The sequence below is a fragment of the Streptococcus mitis genome (assembly GCF_003942775.1).
GTDB lineage: Bacteria > Bacillota > Bacilli > Lactobacillales > Streptococcaceae > Streptococcus > Streptococcus mitis_CN.
Map to the genome: position 1 here is coordinate 380,847 of NZ_RJNX01000001.1, position 18,112 is coordinate 398,958.

The 18,112-nt window shown below is 41.5% G+C and carries 23 protein-coding genes; 11 read left to right on the plus strand and 12 right to left on the minus strand.

Annotated features, from left to right (window positions below):
• Window positions 1-63: 63 nt before the first annotated feature.
• The 9 genes from secA to nrdR all read right to left on the minus strand — a co-directional run bounded on the left by secA (window position 64) and on the right by nrdR (window position 8,452).
• The gene (gene secA / locus D8848_RS02000) at window positions 64-2,577 is read right to left on the minus strand and encodes a preprotein translocase subunit SecA (RefSeq protein WP_045611122.1); all 2,514 of its coding nucleotides are present in this window, start codon (window positions 2,575-2,577) and stop codon (window positions 64-66) included.
• Window positions 2,578-2,722: 145 nt separating this feature from the next.
• Window positions 2,723-3,013 carry a membrane protein gene (locus tag D8848_RS02005; protein ID WP_000940704.1) on the minus strand — a complete coding sequence of 97 codons (291 nt, stop codon included), beginning with the start codon at window positions 3,011-3,013 and terminating at the stop codon, window positions 2,723-2,725.
• Between the two features lie 32 nt (window positions 3,014-3,045).
• Window positions 3,046-3,390 (minus strand): hypothetical protein, encoded by a 345-nt coding sequence (locus D8848_RS10850; RefSeq protein ID WP_125443011.1) that lies wholly within the window; start codon window positions 3,388-3,390, stop codon window positions 3,046-3,048.
• A 68-nt stretch (window positions 3,391-3,458) separates the two neighbouring features.
• Complete coding sequence (locus D8848_RS02015) at window positions 3,459-3,794, minus strand: hypothetical protein (protein ID WP_125442959.1); 336 nt, start codon at window positions 3,792-3,794, stop codon at window positions 3,459-3,461.
• An 83-nt stretch (window positions 3,795-3,877) separates the two neighbouring features.
• Window positions 3,878-5,188: a ribosome biogenesis GTPase Der gene (gene der, locus D8848_RS02020; protein ID WP_125450644.1), complete on the minus strand. Its 1,311-nt coding sequence runs from the start codon at window positions 5,186-5,188 to the stop codon at window positions 3,878-3,880.
• Window positions 5,189-5,201: 13 nt separating this feature from the next.
• Complete coding sequence (locus D8848_RS02025; protein WP_125442960.1) at window positions 5,202-5,915, minus strand: NADPH-dependent oxidoreductase; 714 nt, start codon at window positions 5,913-5,915, stop codon at window positions 5,202-5,204.
• Window positions 5,912-6,808: a primosomal protein DnaI gene (dnaI, locus tag D8848_RS02030; RefSeq protein WP_125442961.1), complete on the minus strand. Its 897-nt coding sequence runs from the start codon at window positions 6,806-6,808 to the stop codon at window positions 5,912-5,914. Before dnaI ends, D8848_RS02025 begins: the two co-directional genes overlap by 4 nt.
• Window positions 6,809-7,978, minus strand: coding sequence for a DnaD domain protein (locus D8848_RS02035; RefSeq protein WP_125442962.1), 1,170 nt, complete (start codon window positions 7,976-7,978; stop codon window positions 6,809-6,811).
• Window positions 7,979-8,452, minus strand: a complete 474-nt coding sequence (gene nrdR / locus D8848_RS02040; RefSeq protein ID WP_001203672.1) for a transcriptional regulator NrdR — start codon at window positions 8,450-8,452, stop codon at window positions 7,979-7,981.
• Between the two features lie 139 nt (window positions 8,453-8,591).
• Between nrdR and D8848_RS02045 the strand changes: the two genes are divergently transcribed.
• The 4 genes from D8848_RS02045 (at window position 8,592) to gggC (ending at window position 12,123) form a co-directional block, all read left to right on the plus strand.
• Window positions 8,592-8,957 carry a GntR family transcriptional regulator gene (locus D8848_RS02045; RefSeq protein WP_020903240.1) on the plus strand — a complete coding sequence of 122 codons (366 nt, stop codon included), beginning with the start codon at window positions 8,592-8,594 and terminating at the stop codon, window positions 8,955-8,957.
• Window positions 8,958-8,961: 4 nt separating this feature from the next.
• Window positions 8,962-9,657 carry an ABC transporter ATP-binding protein gene (locus tag D8848_RS02050; protein WP_000054197.1) on the plus strand — a complete coding sequence of 232 codons (696 nt, stop codon included), beginning with the start codon at window positions 8,962-8,964 and terminating at the stop codon, window positions 9,655-9,657.
• A 15-nt stretch (window positions 9,658-9,672) separates the two neighbouring features.
• Window positions 9,673-10,437, plus strand: a complete 765-nt coding sequence (locus D8848_RS02055) for a hypothetical protein (protein ID WP_070842381.1) — start codon at window positions 9,673-9,675, stop codon at window positions 10,435-10,437.
• 138 nt (window positions 10,438-10,575) lie between these two features.
• Window positions 10,576-12,123 carry a streptosactin export ABC transporter GggC gene (gene gggC / locus D8848_RS02060; RefSeq protein ID WP_125442963.1) on the plus strand — a complete coding sequence of 516 codons (1,548 nt, stop codon included), beginning with the start codon at window positions 10,576-10,578 and terminating at the stop codon, window positions 12,121-12,123.
• Window positions 12,124-12,174: 51 nt separating this feature from the next.
• Here the strand turns inward: gggC and D8848_RS02065 are convergent, their stop codons facing one another.
• Window positions 12,175-12,870: an LrgB family protein gene (locus tag D8848_RS02065; protein WP_001288952.1), complete on the minus strand. Its 696-nt coding sequence runs from the start codon at window positions 12,868-12,870 to the stop codon at window positions 12,175-12,177.
• On the minus strand, window positions 12,867-13,241 hold the full coding sequence (locus D8848_RS02070; RefSeq protein WP_000781325.1) for a CidA/LrgA family protein: 375 nt from the start codon (window positions 13,239-13,241) through the stop codon (window positions 12,867-12,869). Before D8848_RS02070 ends, D8848_RS02065 begins: the two co-directional genes overlap by 4 nt.
• Before the next feature lie 282 nt (window positions 13,242-13,523).
• Here D8848_RS02070 and D8848_RS02075 point away from each other — a divergent pair, with 282 nt between their 5' ends.
• From D8848_RS02075 to queF, 7 genes are all read left to right on the plus strand, one after another.
• Window positions 13,524-13,904, plus strand: a complete 381-nt coding sequence (locus D8848_RS02075; protein WP_061590387.1) for a MarR family winged helix-turn-helix transcriptional regulator — start codon at window positions 13,524-13,526, stop codon at window positions 13,902-13,904.
• A 99-nt stretch (window positions 13,905-14,003) separates the two neighbouring features.
• Window positions 14,004-14,225: a DUF4649 family protein gene (locus tag D8848_RS02080; protein ID WP_000570256.1), complete on the plus strand. Its 222-nt coding sequence runs from the start codon at window positions 14,004-14,006 to the stop codon at window positions 14,223-14,225.
• Between the two features lie 15 nt (window positions 14,226-14,240).
• A complete protein-coding gene (trxA, locus tag D8848_RS02085; RefSeq protein ID WP_001029581.1) occupies window positions 14,241-14,555 on the plus strand; it encodes a thioredoxin in 315 nt (104 codons plus the stop codon).
• A 201-nt stretch (window positions 14,556-14,756) separates the two neighbouring features.
• On the plus strand, window positions 14,757-15,410 hold the full coding sequence (gene queC / locus D8848_RS02090) for a 7-cyano-7-deazaguanine synthase QueC (protein WP_023933747.1): 654 nt from the start codon (window positions 14,757-14,759) through the stop codon (window positions 15,408-15,410).
• Window positions 15,410-15,853: a 6-carboxytetrahydropterin synthase QueD gene (gene queD, locus D8848_RS02095; RefSeq protein WP_125442964.1), complete on the plus strand. Its 444-nt coding sequence runs from the start codon at window positions 15,410-15,412 to the stop codon at window positions 15,851-15,853. Before queC ends, queD begins: the two co-directional genes overlap by 1 nt.
• The gene (queE, locus tag D8848_RS02100) at window positions 15,846-16,562 is read left to right on the plus strand and encodes a 7-carboxy-7-deazaguanine synthase QueE (protein WP_125442965.1); all 717 of its coding nucleotides are present in this window, start codon (window positions 15,846-15,848) and stop codon (window positions 16,560-16,562) included. The genes queD and queE overlap by 8 nt, the downstream gene beginning before the upstream one ends.
• 18 nt (window positions 16,563-16,580) lie before the next feature.
• Complete coding sequence (gene queF / locus D8848_RS02105) at window positions 16,581-17,072, plus strand: preQ(1) synthase (protein WP_125442966.1); 492 nt, start codon at window positions 16,581-16,583, stop codon at window positions 17,070-17,072.
• 163 nt (window positions 17,073-17,235) lie between these two features.
• Here queF and D8848_RS02110 read toward each other — a convergent pair whose 3' ends face one another.
• Entirely contained in the window at window positions 17,236-17,904 is a 669-nt protein-coding gene (locus tag D8848_RS02110) for an MIP/aquaporin family protein (protein WP_125450645.1), read from the minus strand.
• Window positions 17,905-18,112 lie beyond the last annotated feature (208 nt).

The window sequence follows — 18,112 nt, forward strand, 5'->3', positions numbered from 1 at the left end:
ATCAAACGGATACCAAGTAAAAATTTACTTTTCACAAGGTATCCGCCTCTAAACTATCTCATTTTATTGTCTTTTACCGTGACAGTTTTTAAACTTCTTACCAGAACCACATGGGCAAAGTTCATTCCGTCCAATCTGGCTCAAATCCAGATTTTCAGGCATATTTGCTTGGTGGGCAGCGATATTGCGAGTCGCTGTTGTACTGATATGGTGTTCTGCTTGTGGTCTTTCTTGTTCATGAATTTGTGCTTTCATCATCAAGCGTGTCACATCAAACTCAATCGAACCAATCATGTCATTAAACATACGGAAACCTTCTGCCTGATACTCAACAACAGGATTGTTCTGAGCATAGCCACGAAGTCCAACTGCGTTACGTAATTGATCGAGGGCATCGATATGATCTGTCCACTTGTTATCTACCACTCGTAGAATCAAAACTTTTTGGAATTCTTTAACTGCTTCTTCATCGCGTAGTTTTGAAACCTGACTATCGTAAACTTGCAAGGCACGTTGGAAGAGCTCTTCCTTGATGGCCTTATCAGACAAGCCTGACAAGTCTTCCATCGTAATCGAATCTTCAGGAAGCAAGTTGTACTTAGCAAAGTTCAAAATTGCTTCGAGTTTTTCATCTTGTTTGGCACGCGCATGACCATCAACGACACGACCAATCGTGCGTTTGATCATAGCCTGAATTTCAGGTGCCAAGTCACGATCTGCAGTGATAACGTCGTAACGTTGAGCGTAGATAATCTCACGTTGTTCACGCATGACATCATCGTATTGAAGGACTTGTTTACGAGTATCGTAGTTATTTCCTTCGACACGTTTTTGCGCTGCCTCAACCTGACGCGTCAACATACGAGACTCAATCGCCTCTTCAGACATGTTGAGACGTTCAAAGATTCCCTTCAAGCGTTCAGAACCAAAACGTTTCATCAAATCATCTTCAAGAGATAGATAGAATTGTGACTCACCTGGGTCTCCTTGACGACCTGAACGTCCACGAAGCTGGTTATCGATACGACGGCTTTCATGACGTTCTGTACCAATAACACAAAGTCCACCAAGTTCACGAACCCCTTCACCAAGCTTGATGTCGGTACCACGACCGGCCATGTTAGTCGCAATGGTAACAGCACCACGTTGACCAGCATTCATGATGATTTGGGCTTCTTTATAGTGGTTTTTGGCATTCAAGACCTCGTGAGGAACGCCAGCTGCGACTAATTTCTTAGAAATATAGTCACTGGTTTCAACCGCTACTGTACCAACCAAGACTGGTTGACCTTTTTGGTAACGAGCCTTAACATCTTCGACAACCGCCTTAAACTTAGCCTCGATACTTGCATAAAGAAGGTCTGAGTGGTCAATACGTTGAACAGGACGGTTGGTTGGGATTGGAATAACACGAATGTTGTAAATTTCACGGAATTCTTCTTCCTCAGTCTTACCTGTACCCGTCATACCAGACAATTTCTTGTACATACGGAAAAGGTTTTGGTAAGTGATTGAGGCAGATGTCTTAGTTTCATCCTGAATTGGCACACCTTCTTTGGCTTCAATGGCTTGGTGCAATCCATCAGAATAACGACGACCTTCCATGGTACGACCTGTAAATTGGTCAACGATCAAGATTTCTTGTTCTTCGCTCACCACGTAGTCAATATCGAGAAGCATAATGTAGTTGGCACGAAGGGCGTTATCGATAAAGTGAGTCAGAGCTACGTTTTCGATGTCATAGAGGTTTTCAAGTTTGAAGTAGCTTTCAGCCTTGTCAATCCCTGAATCAGACAAACCAATAGTCTTAGACTGCACATCGATGATGTAGTCGTCTTTGTCCAAAGATTTCACATAGTGGTCTGCCATATGGTAGAGCTGACTGGTTTCAACTGCGTTAGCACCTGATACGATCAATGGTGTACGCGCCTCGTCAATCAAAATTGAGTCAACCTCATCGACCAAGGCATAGTTGAGCGGACGTTGTACCATGTTTTCAGCACGAACGACCATGTTGTCACGAAGGTAGTCAAATCCGATTTCTGAGTTGGTTGAGTAGGTAATATCACACTCATAGGCTTCTTTTTTCTCCATTGGAGATTTAGCAGCCAAGTTAATCCCTACTGACAAGCCAAGCCATGAGTACAATTCACCCATTTCAGTCGCGTCACGTTCTGACAGGTATTCATTGACCGTAACTACGTGAACCCCTTTACCTGAAAGGGCATTGAGGTATACCGGCATAGTCGCAGTCAAGGTTTTCCCTTCCCCTGTACGCATCTCTGGCACGTCACCATGGTGAAGAACGATTCCACCCATAACCTGAACCTTATATGGGAAGAGACCTAGGACACGTTTGGCACCCTCACGGACAACCGCAAATGCTTCATAAAGCAACGAATCCAGTGATTCTCCATTTTGATAACGTTCTTTAAATTCAACTGTTTTTGCTTTTAGTTGGTCATCTGTCAAAGCAGCCATTTGGTCTTCGTATTTGAAAACCTTGTCAGCCATCTTTTCCAGACGACGGATTTCTCCTTTATCATTTTCGATAATTGTTTTTAAAATATTAGCCATGTTTTTCCTTACTTTAAATTCCGAATATTTTAGAATGTTCTTTTAATTTTAGCACAATTACTGATTATTTTCAAGGAAGAATCCCCATTTTGAAAAGGAAAAAGAGGCTAGTTTCCAAGCTAACCTCTCTGACTTTTATGATGATTTAATTGCCAACAAAAATCGGCAAAATCGCAAATAGGATAAATAGATTTATCCAAAGAGAAAAACAGCAGATCAATCCAAAAACAAAGAGACTGACTTTCTTGGACAGCAAGGCCATCAAAATAGACAGAATACCAAAAACTAGCAAGACTTTCTGTATGATTAAGAGATTGATAGATATTCCCAGAACTGGTTTATCCCAAGGAACAAAGAAGAAAGCCAGCCAGATCAGCAGAACTAAACCAATATAAACCTTGGAATAGCGTGTAATAAATGATTTTAGATGTGCCATAAGCTACCTCCTATCAATAAAAACCATATAAATCAATGCCTTTCGCCCTTAGACTTTCCTAACTCCTTTCTTAGTCTAAGCATGTTTTTGAAAAAGATATAATCTAACCAGTCACTGCCTAGAGATAAGACTATCAAAAGCAACCCAACACCCCAAGTACTAGCATCTGATTCATGATTTAGAACAAAAGGGAAAAATAAGAATGAAAAAATTGTCATATCCAAGCTAAACAGAGCCAAAAGGGAAAGATAAATCCAGTAAAAATAGTAGATGATTGGGAAAATTTTACCGTTTCTGTCAGCATTGTCTATCCAATAGAAAAAATAAAAACAAGGAAATAAGAGTATCAAATTAAAACAATTAAAGGACAGCTTCATCATCGACACCTCCTCTTTAAAATTGTTTTCTTTAGTTTCGTTCTATTAAATATTATTACCAATATAAATCAATGCCTTCCACTTTTAGACTTCCCTAGTTCCCGTCTCAAGCGAAACATTTTTTTGAAACAGGAATAAGTTAACCAATTCAGACCAATAGCTAGCAGAATAAAAAGAAACCAAATGCCCCAAAACTTGATATCTGTCACATTTCTCAAGACGATATTGAAAAACAGAACTGAAACAACTGTCCAAGCAAGGCTAAAAAGAGAATAGAGGGGGATGTAAACCCAGTAAAAATAGTAAAAAATCAGGAAAAATTTACTATTTCTGTTGGCCTTTTCAATCCAGTTATCAAAATAAAAGTACGGTGCTAAAAGTAAGAATTTAAACAAATGTTCCATCAGCGGCACCTCTTTTTGATAGCGTTTTCTTCAACTTCATTCTATCAAAAAAATCTGGAAATGTCATTCCAGATTCTACTTTTTTATTTGCGTTTTCTTGCGATGAGATGAATCGGTGTTCCCTCAAAAACAAAGGCCTTGCGAATTTGATTTTCCAAGAAACGCAGGTAAGAAAAGTGCATGAGTTCTTCTTCGTTGACAAAGATGACAAAGGTTGGTGGTTTGGTTGCCACTTGGGTCGCGTAGAAAATCTTGAGGCGTTTCCCTTTGTCTGTCGGTGTTGGGTTGATGGCAATGGCATCCATAATCACATCGTTCAAGACAGCTGATGGAATACGTGTGTTTTGACTTTCACTGATTTGCTTGATCATCTCAGGAAGTTTGTGGAGACGTTGTTTGGTCAAAGCGGATACAAAGATAATCGGTGCGTAAGGTAGATATTGGAACTGCTCACGGATATCTTCTTCCCAGTTTTTCATAGTGTGGTTATCTTTTTCAAGTGTATCCCACTTGTTGACCACGATAATCATCCCTTTACCAGCTTCATGGGCAAATCCTGCGATACGCTTGTCGTATTCACGGATACCTTCTTCCGCATTGATGACCATCAAGACCACATCTGAGCGGTCAATAGCACGCATGGCACGCATGACAGAGTATTTCTCAGTATTTTCATAAACCTTACCAGACTTACGCATACCAGCCGTATCAATCATGGTAAACTCTTGACCATCTGTATCTGTAAAGTGGGTATCAATAGCGTCACGTGTTGTTCCAGCAACAGGACTAGCAATGACACGGTCTTCTCCCAAGATAGCGTTGATCAAGCTTGATTTTCCAACGTTGGGACGACCAATCAAGCTAAACTTAATCACATCTGGATTTTCTTCTTCGTATTCATTTGGAAGATTTTCTACGATGGCATCTAGCACATCCCCTGTACCGATACCATGGACAGATGAGATTGGCAGTGGTTCCCCCAAACCGAGGGCATAAAAATCATAGATATCATTTCGCATCTCAGGGTTGTCCACCTTGTTAACTGCGAGGATAACTGGTTTATGGGTTTTATAAAGCTTACGGGCTACGTACTCGTCTGCATCGGTAATTCCTTCCTTACCAGACACCACAAAGACAATAACATCTGCTTCTTCCATGGCAATTTCTGCCTGGTGCTTGATTTGTTCCATGAAAGGAGCATCGACATCATCGATTCCTCCTGTATCAATCATGCTAAAGGAACGATTGAGCCACTCACCCGTTGCATAGATACGGTCACGTGTCACTCCTTCGACATCTTCTACAATGGAGATTCGCTCACCAGCGATCCGATTAAATAGGGTCGATTTCCCAACATTGGGACGTCCTACAATGGCAATAGNTGGTAGGGCCATAATTTCTCACTTTCTACAATAACTTCTTCTGTTCAAGATTTTTTCTAGTTGAGTTTGGTTCTGCTTGACCAAACTGTTCTGCTAGACGCTGACTCCAGCTTGTGGTTGCACGCGCCCCAGCATAGTCAGCCTGTACACGGTCATAAGCTTCGATTGCATTAGTTGACTGTTCTCGGTATTCTTCCTCAAATACCACCTGATTCAATGGCAATCGAGGTTTGACTTCATGTTCTTCATTTGGCACACCTAGTGCCATCCCAAAGACAGGATAGGTGTAGTCAGGCAGGTTAAAGAGCTCTGCCACTTCTTCTGACTTGTATCGAACCAAACCGATAATCACACCACCATAGCCCAAGCTTTCAGCTGCCAGCAGGGCATTTTGACCAGCAAGAGCCGCATCGACTGAACTAATCAAGAGACCTTCTACACCTTGAGGTTGGAATGAATCAGTATGAAGCTGGGCTCCCTTTTCCGCTCGGTTCAAATCTCCGACAAAGAGAAGAAAAACAGCAGACTGGCGAATGGCTTCTTGAGGCACCAATTCATACAAGGCATCTTTCTTCTCTTGACTTCGTACCACAATCACAGAGTAGGATTGGAAATTCTTCCAAGACGAGGCCATCTGGGCTGCTATCAGGATTTCAGTCAAGTCTTCCTGAGGAAGAGCTTGTTCCTTAAATCTGCGCACTGAAGTGTGAGCCTTCATTAATTTGATTGTTTCTGTCATCGACGGTTCACTCCTTCTAAACGAGTCTCCTCGGCCAAATAACGAATGCGTTCCATGACTCGTCTGGCTTCCCAGATTTCGTCATTTCCATGCTTTCCTTTAGCGAAATGCTTCTCCAAATCTTCAAAGTCGAAGTTGGATGTGAAAAAGGTCGGTAAATCTTCCTGCATCCGATATTGGAGAATGACCTGCAGGATTTCGTCACGCACCCAAGGTGTTGATTGCTCGGCACCAATATCATCTAAAATCAGGACTTCAGAAAGCTTAAGCTCATCCACCAAGGTCTTAACATTGCCATCACTAATAGCATTTTTGACATCGATGACAAAGCTAGGATAGTGGAGGAGAGTTGATGAAACACCACGTTTTTCTGACAAATCATGAGCTAAGGCAGCCACCATGAAACTTTTGCCCACACCAAAGTCTCCATATAAGTAAAGACCTTTTCGAATAGTTGGATATTGCTCTACGAAGGCTAATAGCTTTTCAAAAACTGGCAAGCGCCCCAAATCATCCAAGTCAACTTGAGCCAAACTAGCTTTCCTGAGACTGGCTGGCAGATTGATTAACTTGAGACGGTTCTTAATAGCCGCTTCTTTTTCCGCTGCGATTAGTTCAGGTGTTTCTTCATAAGAAACGTCCGCATAGCCGTGGTTCATGACCAAAATAGGCTTGTAGCCTTTGGCAATATAATCCGTATCACCACGAAGAAACTTATCGCGCTCGGTGATATATTGATTAAATTTGGAGATACTGCGATTCAATTCCTCTGGAGTAAGGGATTCTTGCTGGATAAAGGCCGCAACATCAGGGTCCTTCATGATTTTCTGGACCAAATCTTGATAGTGAAAACGGCTGGGTTGACGTTTGAGTACGTCTCCGATACTTTCCATCTAATCTCCTCCTTTTTCTAATCGAGCTAATAGTTCTTGTTTCTTACGTTCTAGTTCCAGACGAGTTTCCTCGCTGGTTTCATTTTTATAATCTGGATTGCTCCACTTGGGTACATTGGACTTGGCAGGACCGGGTTTACTAGTCTTTTGAGCCTGACTCTTTTGCCCACGTTCACGGATGCGTAAGACTGCCTCTTCTGCCGAATGAATCTTTTGATAGGCGTAATCATTGGCTACCTTCATGGCATATTTCTCATTGATGTTTGCTGAATCCACCTTATTAAAGGTCAATAAGAGAATGATATTGATAACTTCGTCCAGCAAGCCCAAACCAGCCATCTGTTGCAAGAGTTCCCTTTCTGTTTGGGTAATGGTTCCCTTGCGTGTTTGCTTGATTTCTGCCAAGAACTGCAAGGCAGTCTTACTTTTGGCTTCCTTGATAATGGTTGCTTCCTTAGGACTAAAGTCAGAGGAAACAGATTTTTGAGCGATTTTTTCCCGCATACGTTTGGTTGAAATAACCTGGGAAACAGCTGTTGACTTGGCCAATTGATAGGTCTCAAACCAAGTCCATTTCTTTTCCTCCGCAATGGCAAACAGGTTTAAAACATCGGACTGTTCATCCGCAAAACGAAGCCCATCTCGAGCCATCAGCTGACGAAAATGGTCCAAATCAAAATCATTAGCCACTTTCTTCTTAATACCAAGGTCTTCTTGACTTCCCAGCTCTGCCAAATCTGGAAAGACTTGATTGAGGGAGACAGGTATTTCTTCTCCCTCAGCATTTTCAACTTTCAAATCCTCCACAGCTGCATCGCCAATCTTTTTCTCTAAAAGCCTACGATACACAGGATGCTCCAAGAAGTCTTGACTAGATAGAGGAGCATGAAGGGCTAGCTGATAGGTATCCCCTTTTTGATAGAGGGTCAAGAGATTGAAAGCAGATAGGATTTTCAGGGATTTTATCAGTCTATCCATCCCAAAGTTAAGATGGTTAAGAATACTTGAAAAGAGGTATTCCTTTCTACCATTATCCCAAAAATTGATTGTATAAAGATAAAGGCTCAGTGCCTCCTGACCGATAATCGGGAGGTAGCACTGTACCAGAGATGAGGTATCTTGCGACACCCGATTATTCTTTAGATAAGAAAAACGGTCAATTGGCTTCATTTATCTTTCCTTTTTCTTTTTAGAGGACTGAGTGATTTGTTGGAGCAGACTCTCTAACTCACTAACATCCTTAAAACTACGATAGACACTGGCAAAACGTACATAAGTAATCTCGTCCAATTCAGCCAACTCCTCCATGACGAGTGAACCAATGTCCTCACTTTGAATTTCATTTTCATTTCGACCACGGAGTTTCTGTTCGATACGATTGACTACCATGTTGATTTCATCACTTGACACAGGACGTTTCTGGGCTGAGCGGATAATCCCATTAAAGATTTTATCTCTGGAGAATTGTTCCCGCGTGCCATCTTTTTTAACAACCACTAAGGTTCTTTCTTCTACTCGTTCGTAGGTTGTAAAACGGTGTTGGCATTCGTCGCACTCACGTCTTCTACGAATAGTGTTCCCTTCTTCTGCTTGGCGACTATCGATAACACTTGACTTGGTAGCCCCACATTTTGGACAACGCATCCTTTCCCTCCTTATCGTTTTCTTTTCATTATACCATTTTTTAAACGATTCCCAAAACAATTCTTCTTTTTGCTTGACAAGTTTTTTGTTTTGTTGTATTATTTAATTAAGACAAAAGGATAAAAGAAAGGAGACCAAGATGTCCTGGACATTTGACAACAAAAAACCCATCTATTTACAGATTATGGAGAAAATCAAGCTTCAGATTGTTTCCCATACACTGGAACCCAATCAACAACTTCCAACCGTGCGAGAGCTAGCTAGCGAGGCTAGTGTCAATCCAAACACCATCCAAAGAGCCTTGTCAGACCTTGAACGAGAAGGATTTGTCTACAGCAAGCGCACAACTGGACGATTTGTGACTGAAGATAAGGAACTGATCGCCCAATCACGCAAACAACTATCCGAAGAAGAATTGGAACACTTCGTTTCCTCCATGACCCATTTTGGCTATGAAAAAGAAGAACTACCAGGCGTAGTCGGCGATTATATTAAAGGAGTTTAAGCCTATGTCATTACTAGCATTTGAAAATGTATCCAAATCTTATGGAGCAACACCAGCCCTCGAAAATGTTTCCCTTGACATCCCAGCTGGAAAAATTGTTGGTCTCCTTGGGCCAAACGGCTCAGGAAAAACAACCTTGATTAAACTAATCAACGGCCTCTTACAACCAGATCAAGGACGTGTCCTCATCAACGACATGGACCCAAGTCCAGCAACCAAGGCCATCGTAGCTTATTTGCCGGATACGACCTATCTCAATGAGCAAATGAAGGTCAAAGAAGCCCTAACCTACTTTAAGACCTTCTATAAAGATTTCAATCTTGAACGTGCCCATCATCTACTTGCAGACCTAGGTATTGATGAAAATAGTCGTCTTAAGAAATTATCAAAAGGGAATAAGGAAAAGGTACAACTGATTTTGGTTATGAGCCGTGATGCCCGCCTCTACGTTCTGGACGAACCTATTGGTGGAGTGGATCCAGCAGCCCGTGAGTATATCCTCAATACCATTATCAACAACTACTCCCCAACTTCTACCGTTTTGATTTCTACCCACTTGATTTCTGATATCGAGCCAATCTTGGATGAAATTGTCTTCCTAAAAGACGGAAAAGTCGTCCGTCAAGGAAATGTAGATGATATTCGCTATGAGTCAGGTGAATCCATTGACCAACTCTTCCGTCAGGAATTTAAGGCCTAAGCAAAGGAGATTATTATGTTTTGGAATTTAGTTCGCTACGAATTTAAAAATGTTAACAAGTGGTATTTAGCTCTTTATGGTGCTGTTCTCTTCCTCTCTGTTCTTATTGGAATTCAGACACAATCCTTAATCAAACTACCTGAAAAAAATCTATCTGTTCTACTTTTTTTTCTATCTACTGTCTTTGGTGGTTTGATGGTTACACTTGTGATTTCAACTATCTTCTTGATTATTAAACGATTCAAAGGAAGTGTCTATGACCGACAAGGCTATCTGACTTTAACCTTGCCAGTTTCTGAACACCATATCATCACAGCCAAACTAATCGGTGCCTTTATCTGGTCGTTGATTAGCACTGCTGTCTTACTCCTATGTGTCTATATTATCTTATTATCAACAAATTCTGATGAAGTTCAACTTTCTACTCTTCTGTCATTTGTTGCAGAACATTTTACCGGCTTTGGTCTTACTGTCTTATCCTTCCTACTAAATACCATTTCTGGAATCCTCTGCATCTACTTGGCTATTTCCATCGGACAACTTTTCAATGAATACCGTACAGCACTCGCTGTTGCAGCCTACATCGGTATCCAAATCGTCATTGGATTTATTGAAGTTTTCTTCAATACCAGTACTAACTTCTATATTAATTCACTTGCAGGATTCAATGATAATTTCTATATGGGAGCAAGCGTAGGCATTGTTGAAGAACTCATATTCATAGCTATCTTTTACCTCGGAACCTACTATATTTTGAGAAACAAGGTTAATTTGCAATAGTTTTAAAGTCTAGCGGCAATAACTCGCTAGGCTTTTTTCGTCCTCAGGATTTACATTTTTATATGAAGTATTTAATAAAAAGGAGTATAATGACTTTAAAACTAATTACATGTATATCGATAAGGAGGTCAACTCTTTATGCTGAGAAGATTTGTTACCAAGAAGCACCTCGTGCTTTACTTCTTTTCTATTGCCATTACTTGGTTGGAAGCAATTATCACTCCAGCCCTTGTTCAGAACATTGTTGCTAGTTTTACCAATCAAGAACTAGGCCTTCTTTGGAAAGTCTTGATTTTGGGAATCCTTGGAAACCTCATCCTCTTACTAGGCTTAGCTGGGAAACGCTATTACTATGCCCGTTTGATTACCGATTTCAAATATGGAATCAAGAGTGCTATTTTCAAGCGATTTTTAAACAGTTATGAGATTGATGAAAAGGATATTTTGTCTGACCTAGAAAACGACGTCAAGCAACTAGAAGAAAACTATATTGAGCCAACGGTCATCATCATTTCTTCTCTTGGCTTCACCACTGTGTCTATCCTCTATGCCCTGTGGACCAATTTTTACCTAGGATTAATCTTCATTCTCTTCTACTCCTTTCCTGTCCTCTGCAGTGCTATCGGATCAAAGCGTTTGGATTCACTTTCTGAAAAGCGGTCCACTGTTAACCAGAGCTACTTAGCAAGCTTGACAAATTTTATTGGTGGTAGCCAACAAATTCGCCATTATCAGGGGCAAGACTACTTTTTTGCTCGCTATCAAAAGCAATTACAAACCAGTCTAGATACCGAAATCAACTATGAAAAACAACGAACTTTAAACAGTCTCTTGATCAATAGCATCGATGCCTTTTGTTCTGTCACACCAATCGTCATCGGTGGCTTTATGACCTACTATAATTATTTAGATGCGGCGAGTTTTGTGGCCATCTATCTAGTTTCACATAATATCGGCTATCAATTCCAAGAGTTGGCTTACTTTACCAACACCCGAAAAGCGAATCGAACTCTTCTCAACAAATACCAAAAACTTTTGGACCAGTCTAACTTCATCTCGCCTAGAAGCATAGAAAATATTTTCCCTATCCAGCTTAACACCATCTCCCTAGAAAAATATGGAAACAGCCTCCTGTCTCCGATTTCCATGCACATCAAGCAAGGAGAAAAAATTGCCATTATCGGGGAAAGTGGCTCTGGTAAGACAACTCTGCTCAATATCATTCATGGAGAAGAGACACCAACAAGTGGACAGATTAGCTTTGCTGGTCAAAACCTGTCACGTAAAGAAATCACAAGCTTTAGTTCCTATATCCTCCAAGATAGCCATTACTTTGACACGCTATCTCTGGAAGACAATATCCTTCTGGGACTGGATAAAAATAAAGAGACTTTAAATCATATCCTCAAAAAAACAGGATTAGAACATTTGAAAAATCGAACGCTCAGAAATGATAGTCTATCTGGTGGCGAGAAACAACGCCTTGAAATCGCTCGCGCCCTCTACCATGATAGCCAGCTCATCTTAGCTGATGAGATTAAGACCAATCTTGACTTGGAAAATAGCAGAAAAATTAGCGGTTTGCTCTTCTCCCTACCTCAAACAGTCATTGAAGTCATTCACCACTACACGGAAGAAGACTTAAAGCACTATGACCAAGTCATTCACTTAAGCAAAGAAAAATAATACTCTATAACATACGATTTGAAAAAGCAAGGAACTCAAATTCCTTGCTTTTTAACTCAATATCAAACTGGCTACGATAGGGCTAACAAAGACATAGAGAATACCGGTAACACCGATAGCCAAACCACCCATAGCTCCTGCTACAGAACCGTATCGGAAGGCAGTTCCTGTTCCAACTGCGTGGCCTGTTCCTCCAAGAGAAAGACCAACAGCTACTGGGTCGTCAATTTTCAACCACTTCAAAAGGGTTGGGCCGATGACACTGGTTAAAATACCAGTTGCGACTACAACGACCAAGGTCACAGTCGTCAAGCCTTGCAATTTTTCTGTGATTCCCACTGCCATGGCGGTTGTTACAGACTTGGGAAAGAGAGAAATGGCTAAGAAAAAGTCCATTCCAAAAATTTTAGCCACAAGGGCTGTGAAAGATGTATTGACCACTACCGCTAACAAACTACCAAATAGAATACTCCGAGCATGGTGCTTCATCAGGTGAAAACTCTTATAAAGCGGAATCCCTAGAGCAACAGTCGATGGGACAATCAAGTTGTTCAGATAAACCCCACCTTGGTAGTAATCTTGGTAAGAAATACCCGTCACCTTTAGAAAGATGATAATGAAAACAGCTGACAAAAGTAAGGGCGTTGTCAAAGGATGGGGAAAACGTCTGTAAATCAGCATTCCTACTAGATAAGCTAGGATAGACAGGGCAAGCCCAAATAGGGGATTGGAAACAAATTCACTCATTTGGCATCTCCTTTCTCATAATCTCCCTCAAACCGTCGTTTGATAAACTGAACTACCAAGGCTATGAGGATAATATTGATGACTGCTGCAAAAAAGACAATCAAAACAATTGGCAAAAGATAGGGAGCAATCACATCAAACTTTTCCATGATTCCCACTGCTGGTGGCAAAAAGAGAATGGTCATATTGGCCAGCAAGAAATTCCCCACCATGTTGACATGCCTAGTTCTCAGCCACTTGAATTGTAAGGCTAGAAAAAGAATAATCAAACCAATAATACTGCCTGGGATGGGCAAGTGAAAGAAACTAGAGATTCCCTCTCCGATTAGAGAAATCACAAAGAGAATCATTAATTGAACATATAATTTCATCCTATACTCCACGAAATAGACTTCTTGCATACCAGTTTACTCTTTTTTCAGAAAATTTCAAGGAAATGCACAAGGGATAATGAAAATTAGAAAGGAAAGGGCATACAAACAATTCTTGACTTGTGAAAACAGGCATGATTTAGGATAAAAGATGCCAGCGTCTTTCTTGCCAGCTCTTTTGAAAAGTAGTATAATTATTGCATGCGCAATCATCTTGTGATACAGAGACTGTCCGTGAATGGACTTTCTTCTATTTACAACTCTAAAAAGAAAGGAGATACTATGACCTATTTGGAAAAATGGTTTGACTTCAATCGGCGTCAGAAAGAAATTGAAAGTCTCTTGGAAGAGACTATTGCCCAGCAGAGCGAGCAAAGTCTGACCTTGAAAGAGTTCTACCTACTCTACTATCTGGACTTGGCTCAAGAAAAATCTCTACGTCAGATTGACCTGCCAGATAAACTTCATCTGAGCCCGAGCGCTGTTTCTCGGATGGTGGCTCGCTTGGAAGCCAAAAATTGCGGTCTGCTTAGTCGCAGGTGTTGTGATCAAGATAGGCGCTCTAGCTTTATCTGCCTGACAGGTGATGGGCAAAAGACACTGGCCTCTCTACAGAAAGCTGTCGAAGCAAGCTTGGAAACTGGTTTGGATTTCTTGATTTAAGATGATTTTAGAAAAAAGTTGCGTGCGCAATCATTTTTCTTGACATTCTCTTTTACAAGGAGTAAAATAAAGTCATCATTAAACAAAGGAGTTTTTAAAATGATTGAAATTACCTATCTAGATGCCAGCAAGAACGAAAGAACTGTAACTTTCGAATCTTATGAAGACTTTGATCGTTCGCAACAAGCTTGCCTTATCGGCGTCGCAGACTACTACCCTGTCCAAAAATTAACCTACAACGGTCATGATTTGGACTACCATGGGACTTATGGAGATGTCTTCTTCTATCTCATGAAACAAGATTTAAGCCAATATAACTAAAAAAGGAGAAATACAATGGCAAAAGCAATTACAGATGCAACATTCGAACAAGAAACAAAAGACGGTTTGGTCTTGGTAGACTTTTGGGCAACTTGGTGTGGTCCATGTCGTATGCAAGGTCCAATCTTGGACAAATTGTCTGAAGAACTTTCAGAAGATGTTTTGAAAATCGTTAAAATGGACGTGGATGAAAATCCAAACACAGCTCGTGCCTTTGGAATCATGTCTATCCCAACTCTTCTCTTCAAAAAAGACGGCCAAGTTGTCAAACAAGTTGCTGGTGTTCACACAGCAGAACAAATCAAGGCCATCGTTGCTGAATTGAGCTAATCATACTAGAGACCAAGTACTTGCTTTGGTCTCTTTTTTCTTGCCCTTTGCCATTTTTCAAAAAATATGCTAGACTGTAAGTAGAATATTACGATGTTTGGGACATGCCATCGCTAAAAAAAACCTCTACTTGGTATTTTTTAGCTCCCTCAAGGGAGCTTTTTGCGTGCTCTGAACATTTCCCATTTTGGAAGGAGTACTATGAAACGTCAATCAGCCTTGGTCGTCTTTAGTGGCGGTCAAGATTCTACAACCTGCCTATTTTGGGCTAAAGAACACTATGAAACGGTCGAAGCCGTTACCTTTGCCTACGGTCAACGCCATCATCTCGAAATTCAAGTTGCTAGAGAAATCGCCAAGGAACAGGGGATTCGTCATCATATCCTAGATATGTCTCTGCTGGGGCAAATCACTGAAAATGCCTTGACTTCTGATCTAGAGATTGAGCAAAAAGAGGGAGAGGTTCCCAATACTTTTGTTGACGGTCGAAACCACCTCTTTCTATCCTTTGCGGCAGTTCTTGCTAAGCAACGGGGCATTAAAGATATTGTGACAGGTGTCTGCGAGACAGACTTCTCAGGCTACCCCGATTGTCGAGATGTCTTTGTCAAATCCCTTAATGTTACCCTCAACCTTGCCATGGATTACGACTTTGTTATCCAAACACCTCTCATGTGGCTAGACAAGGCTGAAACATGGGAATTAGCCGACCAACTCGGTGCCTTTGACTATGTTCGTGAAAAGACCTTAACCTGCTACAACGGGATTATCGGAAGTGGATGTGGAGATTGCCCAGCCTGCCACCTACGTCAACATGGTCTAGATGTTTATCTCTCACAGAAAGGAGAGGACTAATGTTTTTTGCACCCAAAGAAATCAAACAGGAAACTGGGGAGTCTCTTGTCTACAATCCTCACAGAACCTTGGTATCAAAAGAATTTACCTTTGATGCTGCCCACCACCTCTTTCACTATGAGGGAAAATGCAAATCCCTGCACGGCCACACCTATCATCTGCAGATTGCTGTCAGTGGACTTTTAGATGAACGTGGCATGACCTACGACTTTGGAGACATCAAAGCGATCTACAAGAACTTCTTAGAGCCCCACTTGGATCATCGCTATCTCAATGAAACCCTGCCCTATATGAACACGACTGCTGAAAATATGGTTTACTGGATTTTCCAAACCATGAACCAAGAGTTGCCAGACGAGCGCGGTCTCCGTTTGGAATACGTTCGCCTCTATGAGACTCCGACTGCCTTTGCGGAGTTTAGACGGGAGTGGTTAGATGACTAGGGAACGTGTCCTCAAACTACCAGTTCTGGAAATTTTCGGCCCAACTTTTCAAGGTGAAGGTCGTGCTATCGGGCAGAAAACCATGTTTGTCCGCACTGCTGGTTGCGACTACCACTGCGACTGGTGCGATTCTGCCTTCACTTGGGATGGCTCTGAAAAACCAACTCGCATGACAGCTGACGAGGTCATTGCTGCCTTGGATAAATTAGGGAGCTACGACTATGTCACCCTATCTGGGGGAAATCCTGCTATCCTAGCAGCCAACATGGCCGAACTCGTCACAAAGCTCAAGGAACGTGGTGTCACTCTGGCTGTTGAGACCCAAGGCTCCCGCTGGCAAAATTGGTTGAAAGACATCGACCAGGTCACTCTGAGTCCCAAACCTCCTTCATCCAAGATGGAAGTCAACTTTGAGACCTTGGACTTTATCGTTTCCCAACTGGATCCAGACAAGGTCACCTTTAAAATCCCTGTCTTTGATGATGCAGATTTAGCCTTTGCTAAAGGAATACAAGAACGCTACCAACCAGATGTCCTTTTCTTATCTGCTGGAAATCCTGAACCCAAGGCTACAGGAAATATTATCCAAGATCAACTGGACCGTCTCAAAGAACTCTGGGAACGCATCGCTACCGACGATAGCTGGGGCAATGTCCGTGTCCTTCCTCAACTCCATACCCTCCTCTACGATAACCAACGTGGTGTTTAAGATTAGAAAGAAAAAATCATGTCACAACAAGAAGAAATGAAAAACCTTAGCCTACTGGGCAACAAAGAAACCAACTACATTTTTGAATATCAACCAGAAGTCCTCGAATCCTTTGACAATCGTCATGTGGAAAATGACTATTTCATCAAATTTAACTGTCCTGAATTTACCTCACTTTGCCCAATCACTGCTCAGCCAGACTTTGCAACTATCTATATTTCCTACATCCCTGACAAGCTCTGTGTCGAGTCAAAATCCCTCAAAATCTACCTCTTTAGCTACCGAAATCATGGAGATTTCCACGAAAACTGTATCAACACCATCGGGAAAGACTTGGTCAACTTGCTAGACCCTCGCTATTTAGAAGTCTGGGGAAAATTCACTCCGCGTGGTGGCATTTCAATTGACCCCTACTACAACTACGGTAAGCCAGGAACTAAGTATGAAGGCTTGGCAGAACAACGCCTCTTCCAACACGACCTTTATCCAGAGAAAATTGACAACCGTTAATACTCTTCGAAAATCAAATTCAAACCGCGTCAACGTCGCCTTGCCGTACTCAAGTACAGCCTGCGGCTAGTTTCCTAGTTTGCCCTTTGATTTTCATTGAGTATAAACAGATAAGAAAAAGCCCTGTTCCTCAAATCGAGGAGCAAGGCTTTTTGAGTTTCAATTATTCTTCTGTTCCAAGGAAGTTTTTAGCAACAAGGGCTGCAAGAATCCCACCAACGATTGGAGCAAGGATGAAAATCCATACTTGTTGAAGGGCTGAGCCACCTACCAAGACAGCTGGTGCCAAGCTACGAGCTGGGTTTACTGAAAGTCCAGTAATGTTCAATCCCACAAGGATCATGGCCATCAAGGACAAACCGATTACCAAACCAGCAATCNCTCCATTGCCCTTGCTTTCTGAAGTCACGGTCATGATAACCAAGACAAACAAGAAGGTTGCGATTGTTTCAAACAAGAAACCACCAAAGACAGTGACACCGTTTGCCAAGGCATTTTCACCAAGACTAGTAGTTGACATCCCTGAGTTCGCCAAGAGGAAGAATAGCGCAGCTGATGCAAGGAAAGCTCCAACTACTTGCCCAAGGATGTAGTTAACAAGCTCCGAAGATGACAAACGTTTGTTTACAAACATAGCGATCGAAACCGCTGGGTTCAAGTGAGCACCTGAAACAGTTCCGATTGAGTAAGCAGCAACCACGATTGCCAGACCAAAGGCAAAGGCGATTCCAAGGTGACCTAAGCCATCAAGACCATTTCCAAAAACAACAGCTCCTGTCCCAATGAACACAAGCATGAAAGTACCGATTAATTCAGCAACAAATTTTTTCATTTTCTTTCTCCTTTTTTCAAAAACTAGATACTAGTCTATCAAAAGTAGGAAAGGGTTTCAAGAAAATTGATTGGAAATTTCAGGTTAAAATTCTGTAAAAACGGTAGTGTTTATTTGAAACATTTTTTTCAAAGGTGTATACTAATAGCGTAGTTTTGATAGGGGTTACAAAACCCATTATAAAAGCTCATTTGTAAACCTTTGCTGT

Bases quoted from the DNA above. Each gene is read 5' to 3' on its own strand.
- secA (WP_045611122.1), bottom strand. From the start codon at position 2,577: ATGGCTAATATTTTAAAAACAATTATCGAAAATGATAAAGGAGAAATC.
- D8848_RS02005 (WP_000940704.1), bottom strand. From the start codon at position 3,013: ATGGCACATCTAAAATCATTTATTACACGCTATTCCAAGGTTTATATT.
- D8848_RS10850 (WP_125443011.1), bottom strand. From the start codon at position 3,390: ATGAAGCTGTCCTTTAATTGTTTTAATTTGATACTCTTATTTCCTTGT.
- D8848_RS02015 (WP_125442959.1), bottom strand. From the start codon at position 3,794: ATGGAACATTTGTTTAAATTCTTACTTTTAGCACCGTACTTTTATTTT.
- D8848_RS02025 (WP_125442960.1), bottom strand. From the start codon at position 5,915: ATGACAGAAACAATCAAATTAATGAAGGCTCACACTTCAGTGCGCAGA.
- dnaI (WP_125442961.1), bottom strand. From the start codon at position 6,808: ATGGAAAGTATCGGAGACGTACTCAAACGTCAACCCAGCCGTTTTCAC.
- D8848_RS02035 (WP_125442962.1), bottom strand. From the start codon at position 7,978: ATGAAGCCAATTGACCGTTTTTCTTATCTAAAGAATAATCGGGTGTCG.
- nrdR (WP_001203672.1), bottom strand. From the start codon at position 8,452: ATGCGTTGTCCAAAATGTGGGGCTACCAAGTCAAGTGTTATCGATAGT.
- D8848_RS02045 (WP_020903240.1), top strand. From the start codon at position 8,592: ATGTCCTGGACATTTGACAACAAAAAACCCATCTATTTACAGATTATG.
- D8848_RS02050 (WP_000054197.1), top strand. From the start codon at position 8,962: ATGTCATTACTAGCATTTGAAAATGTATCCAAATCTTATGGAGCAACA.
- D8848_RS02055 (WP_070842381.1), top strand. From the start codon at position 9,673: ATGTTTTGGAATTTAGTTCGCTACGAATTTAAAAATGTTAACAAGTGG.
- gggC (WP_125442963.1), top strand. From the start codon at position 10,576: ATGCTGAGAAGATTTGTTACCAAGAAGCACCTCGTGCTTTACTTCTTT.
- D8848_RS02065 (WP_001288952.1), bottom strand. From the start codon at position 12,870: ATGAGTGAATTTGTTTCCAATCCCCTATTTGGGCTTGCCCTGTCTATC.
- D8848_RS02070 (WP_000781325.1), bottom strand. From the start codon at position 13,241: ATGAAATTATATGTTCAATTAATGATTCTCTTTGTGATTTCTCTAATC.
- D8848_RS02075 (WP_061590387.1), top strand. From the start codon at position 13,524: ATGACCTATTTGGAAAAATGGTTTGACTTCAATCGGCGTCAGAAAGAA.
- D8848_RS02080 (WP_000570256.1), top strand. From the start codon at position 14,004: ATGATTGAAATTACCTATCTAGATGCCAGCAAGAACGAAAGAACTGTA.
- trxA (WP_001029581.1), top strand. From the start codon at position 14,241: ATGGCAAAAGCAATTACAGATGCAACATTCGAACAAGAAACAAAAGAC.
- queC (WP_023933747.1), top strand. From the start codon at position 14,757: ATGAAACGTCAATCAGCCTTGGTCGTCTTTAGTGGCGGTCAAGATTCT.
- queD (WP_125442964.1), top strand. From the start codon at position 15,410: ATGTTTTTTGCACCCAAAGAAATCAAACAGGAAACTGGGGAGTCTCTT.
- queE (WP_125442965.1), top strand. From the start codon at position 15,846: ATGACTAGGGAACGTGTCCTCAAACTACCAGTTCTGGAAATTTTCGGC.
- queF (WP_125442966.1), top strand. From the start codon at position 16,581: ATGTCACAACAAGAAGAAATGAAAAACCTTAGCCTACTGGGCAACAAA.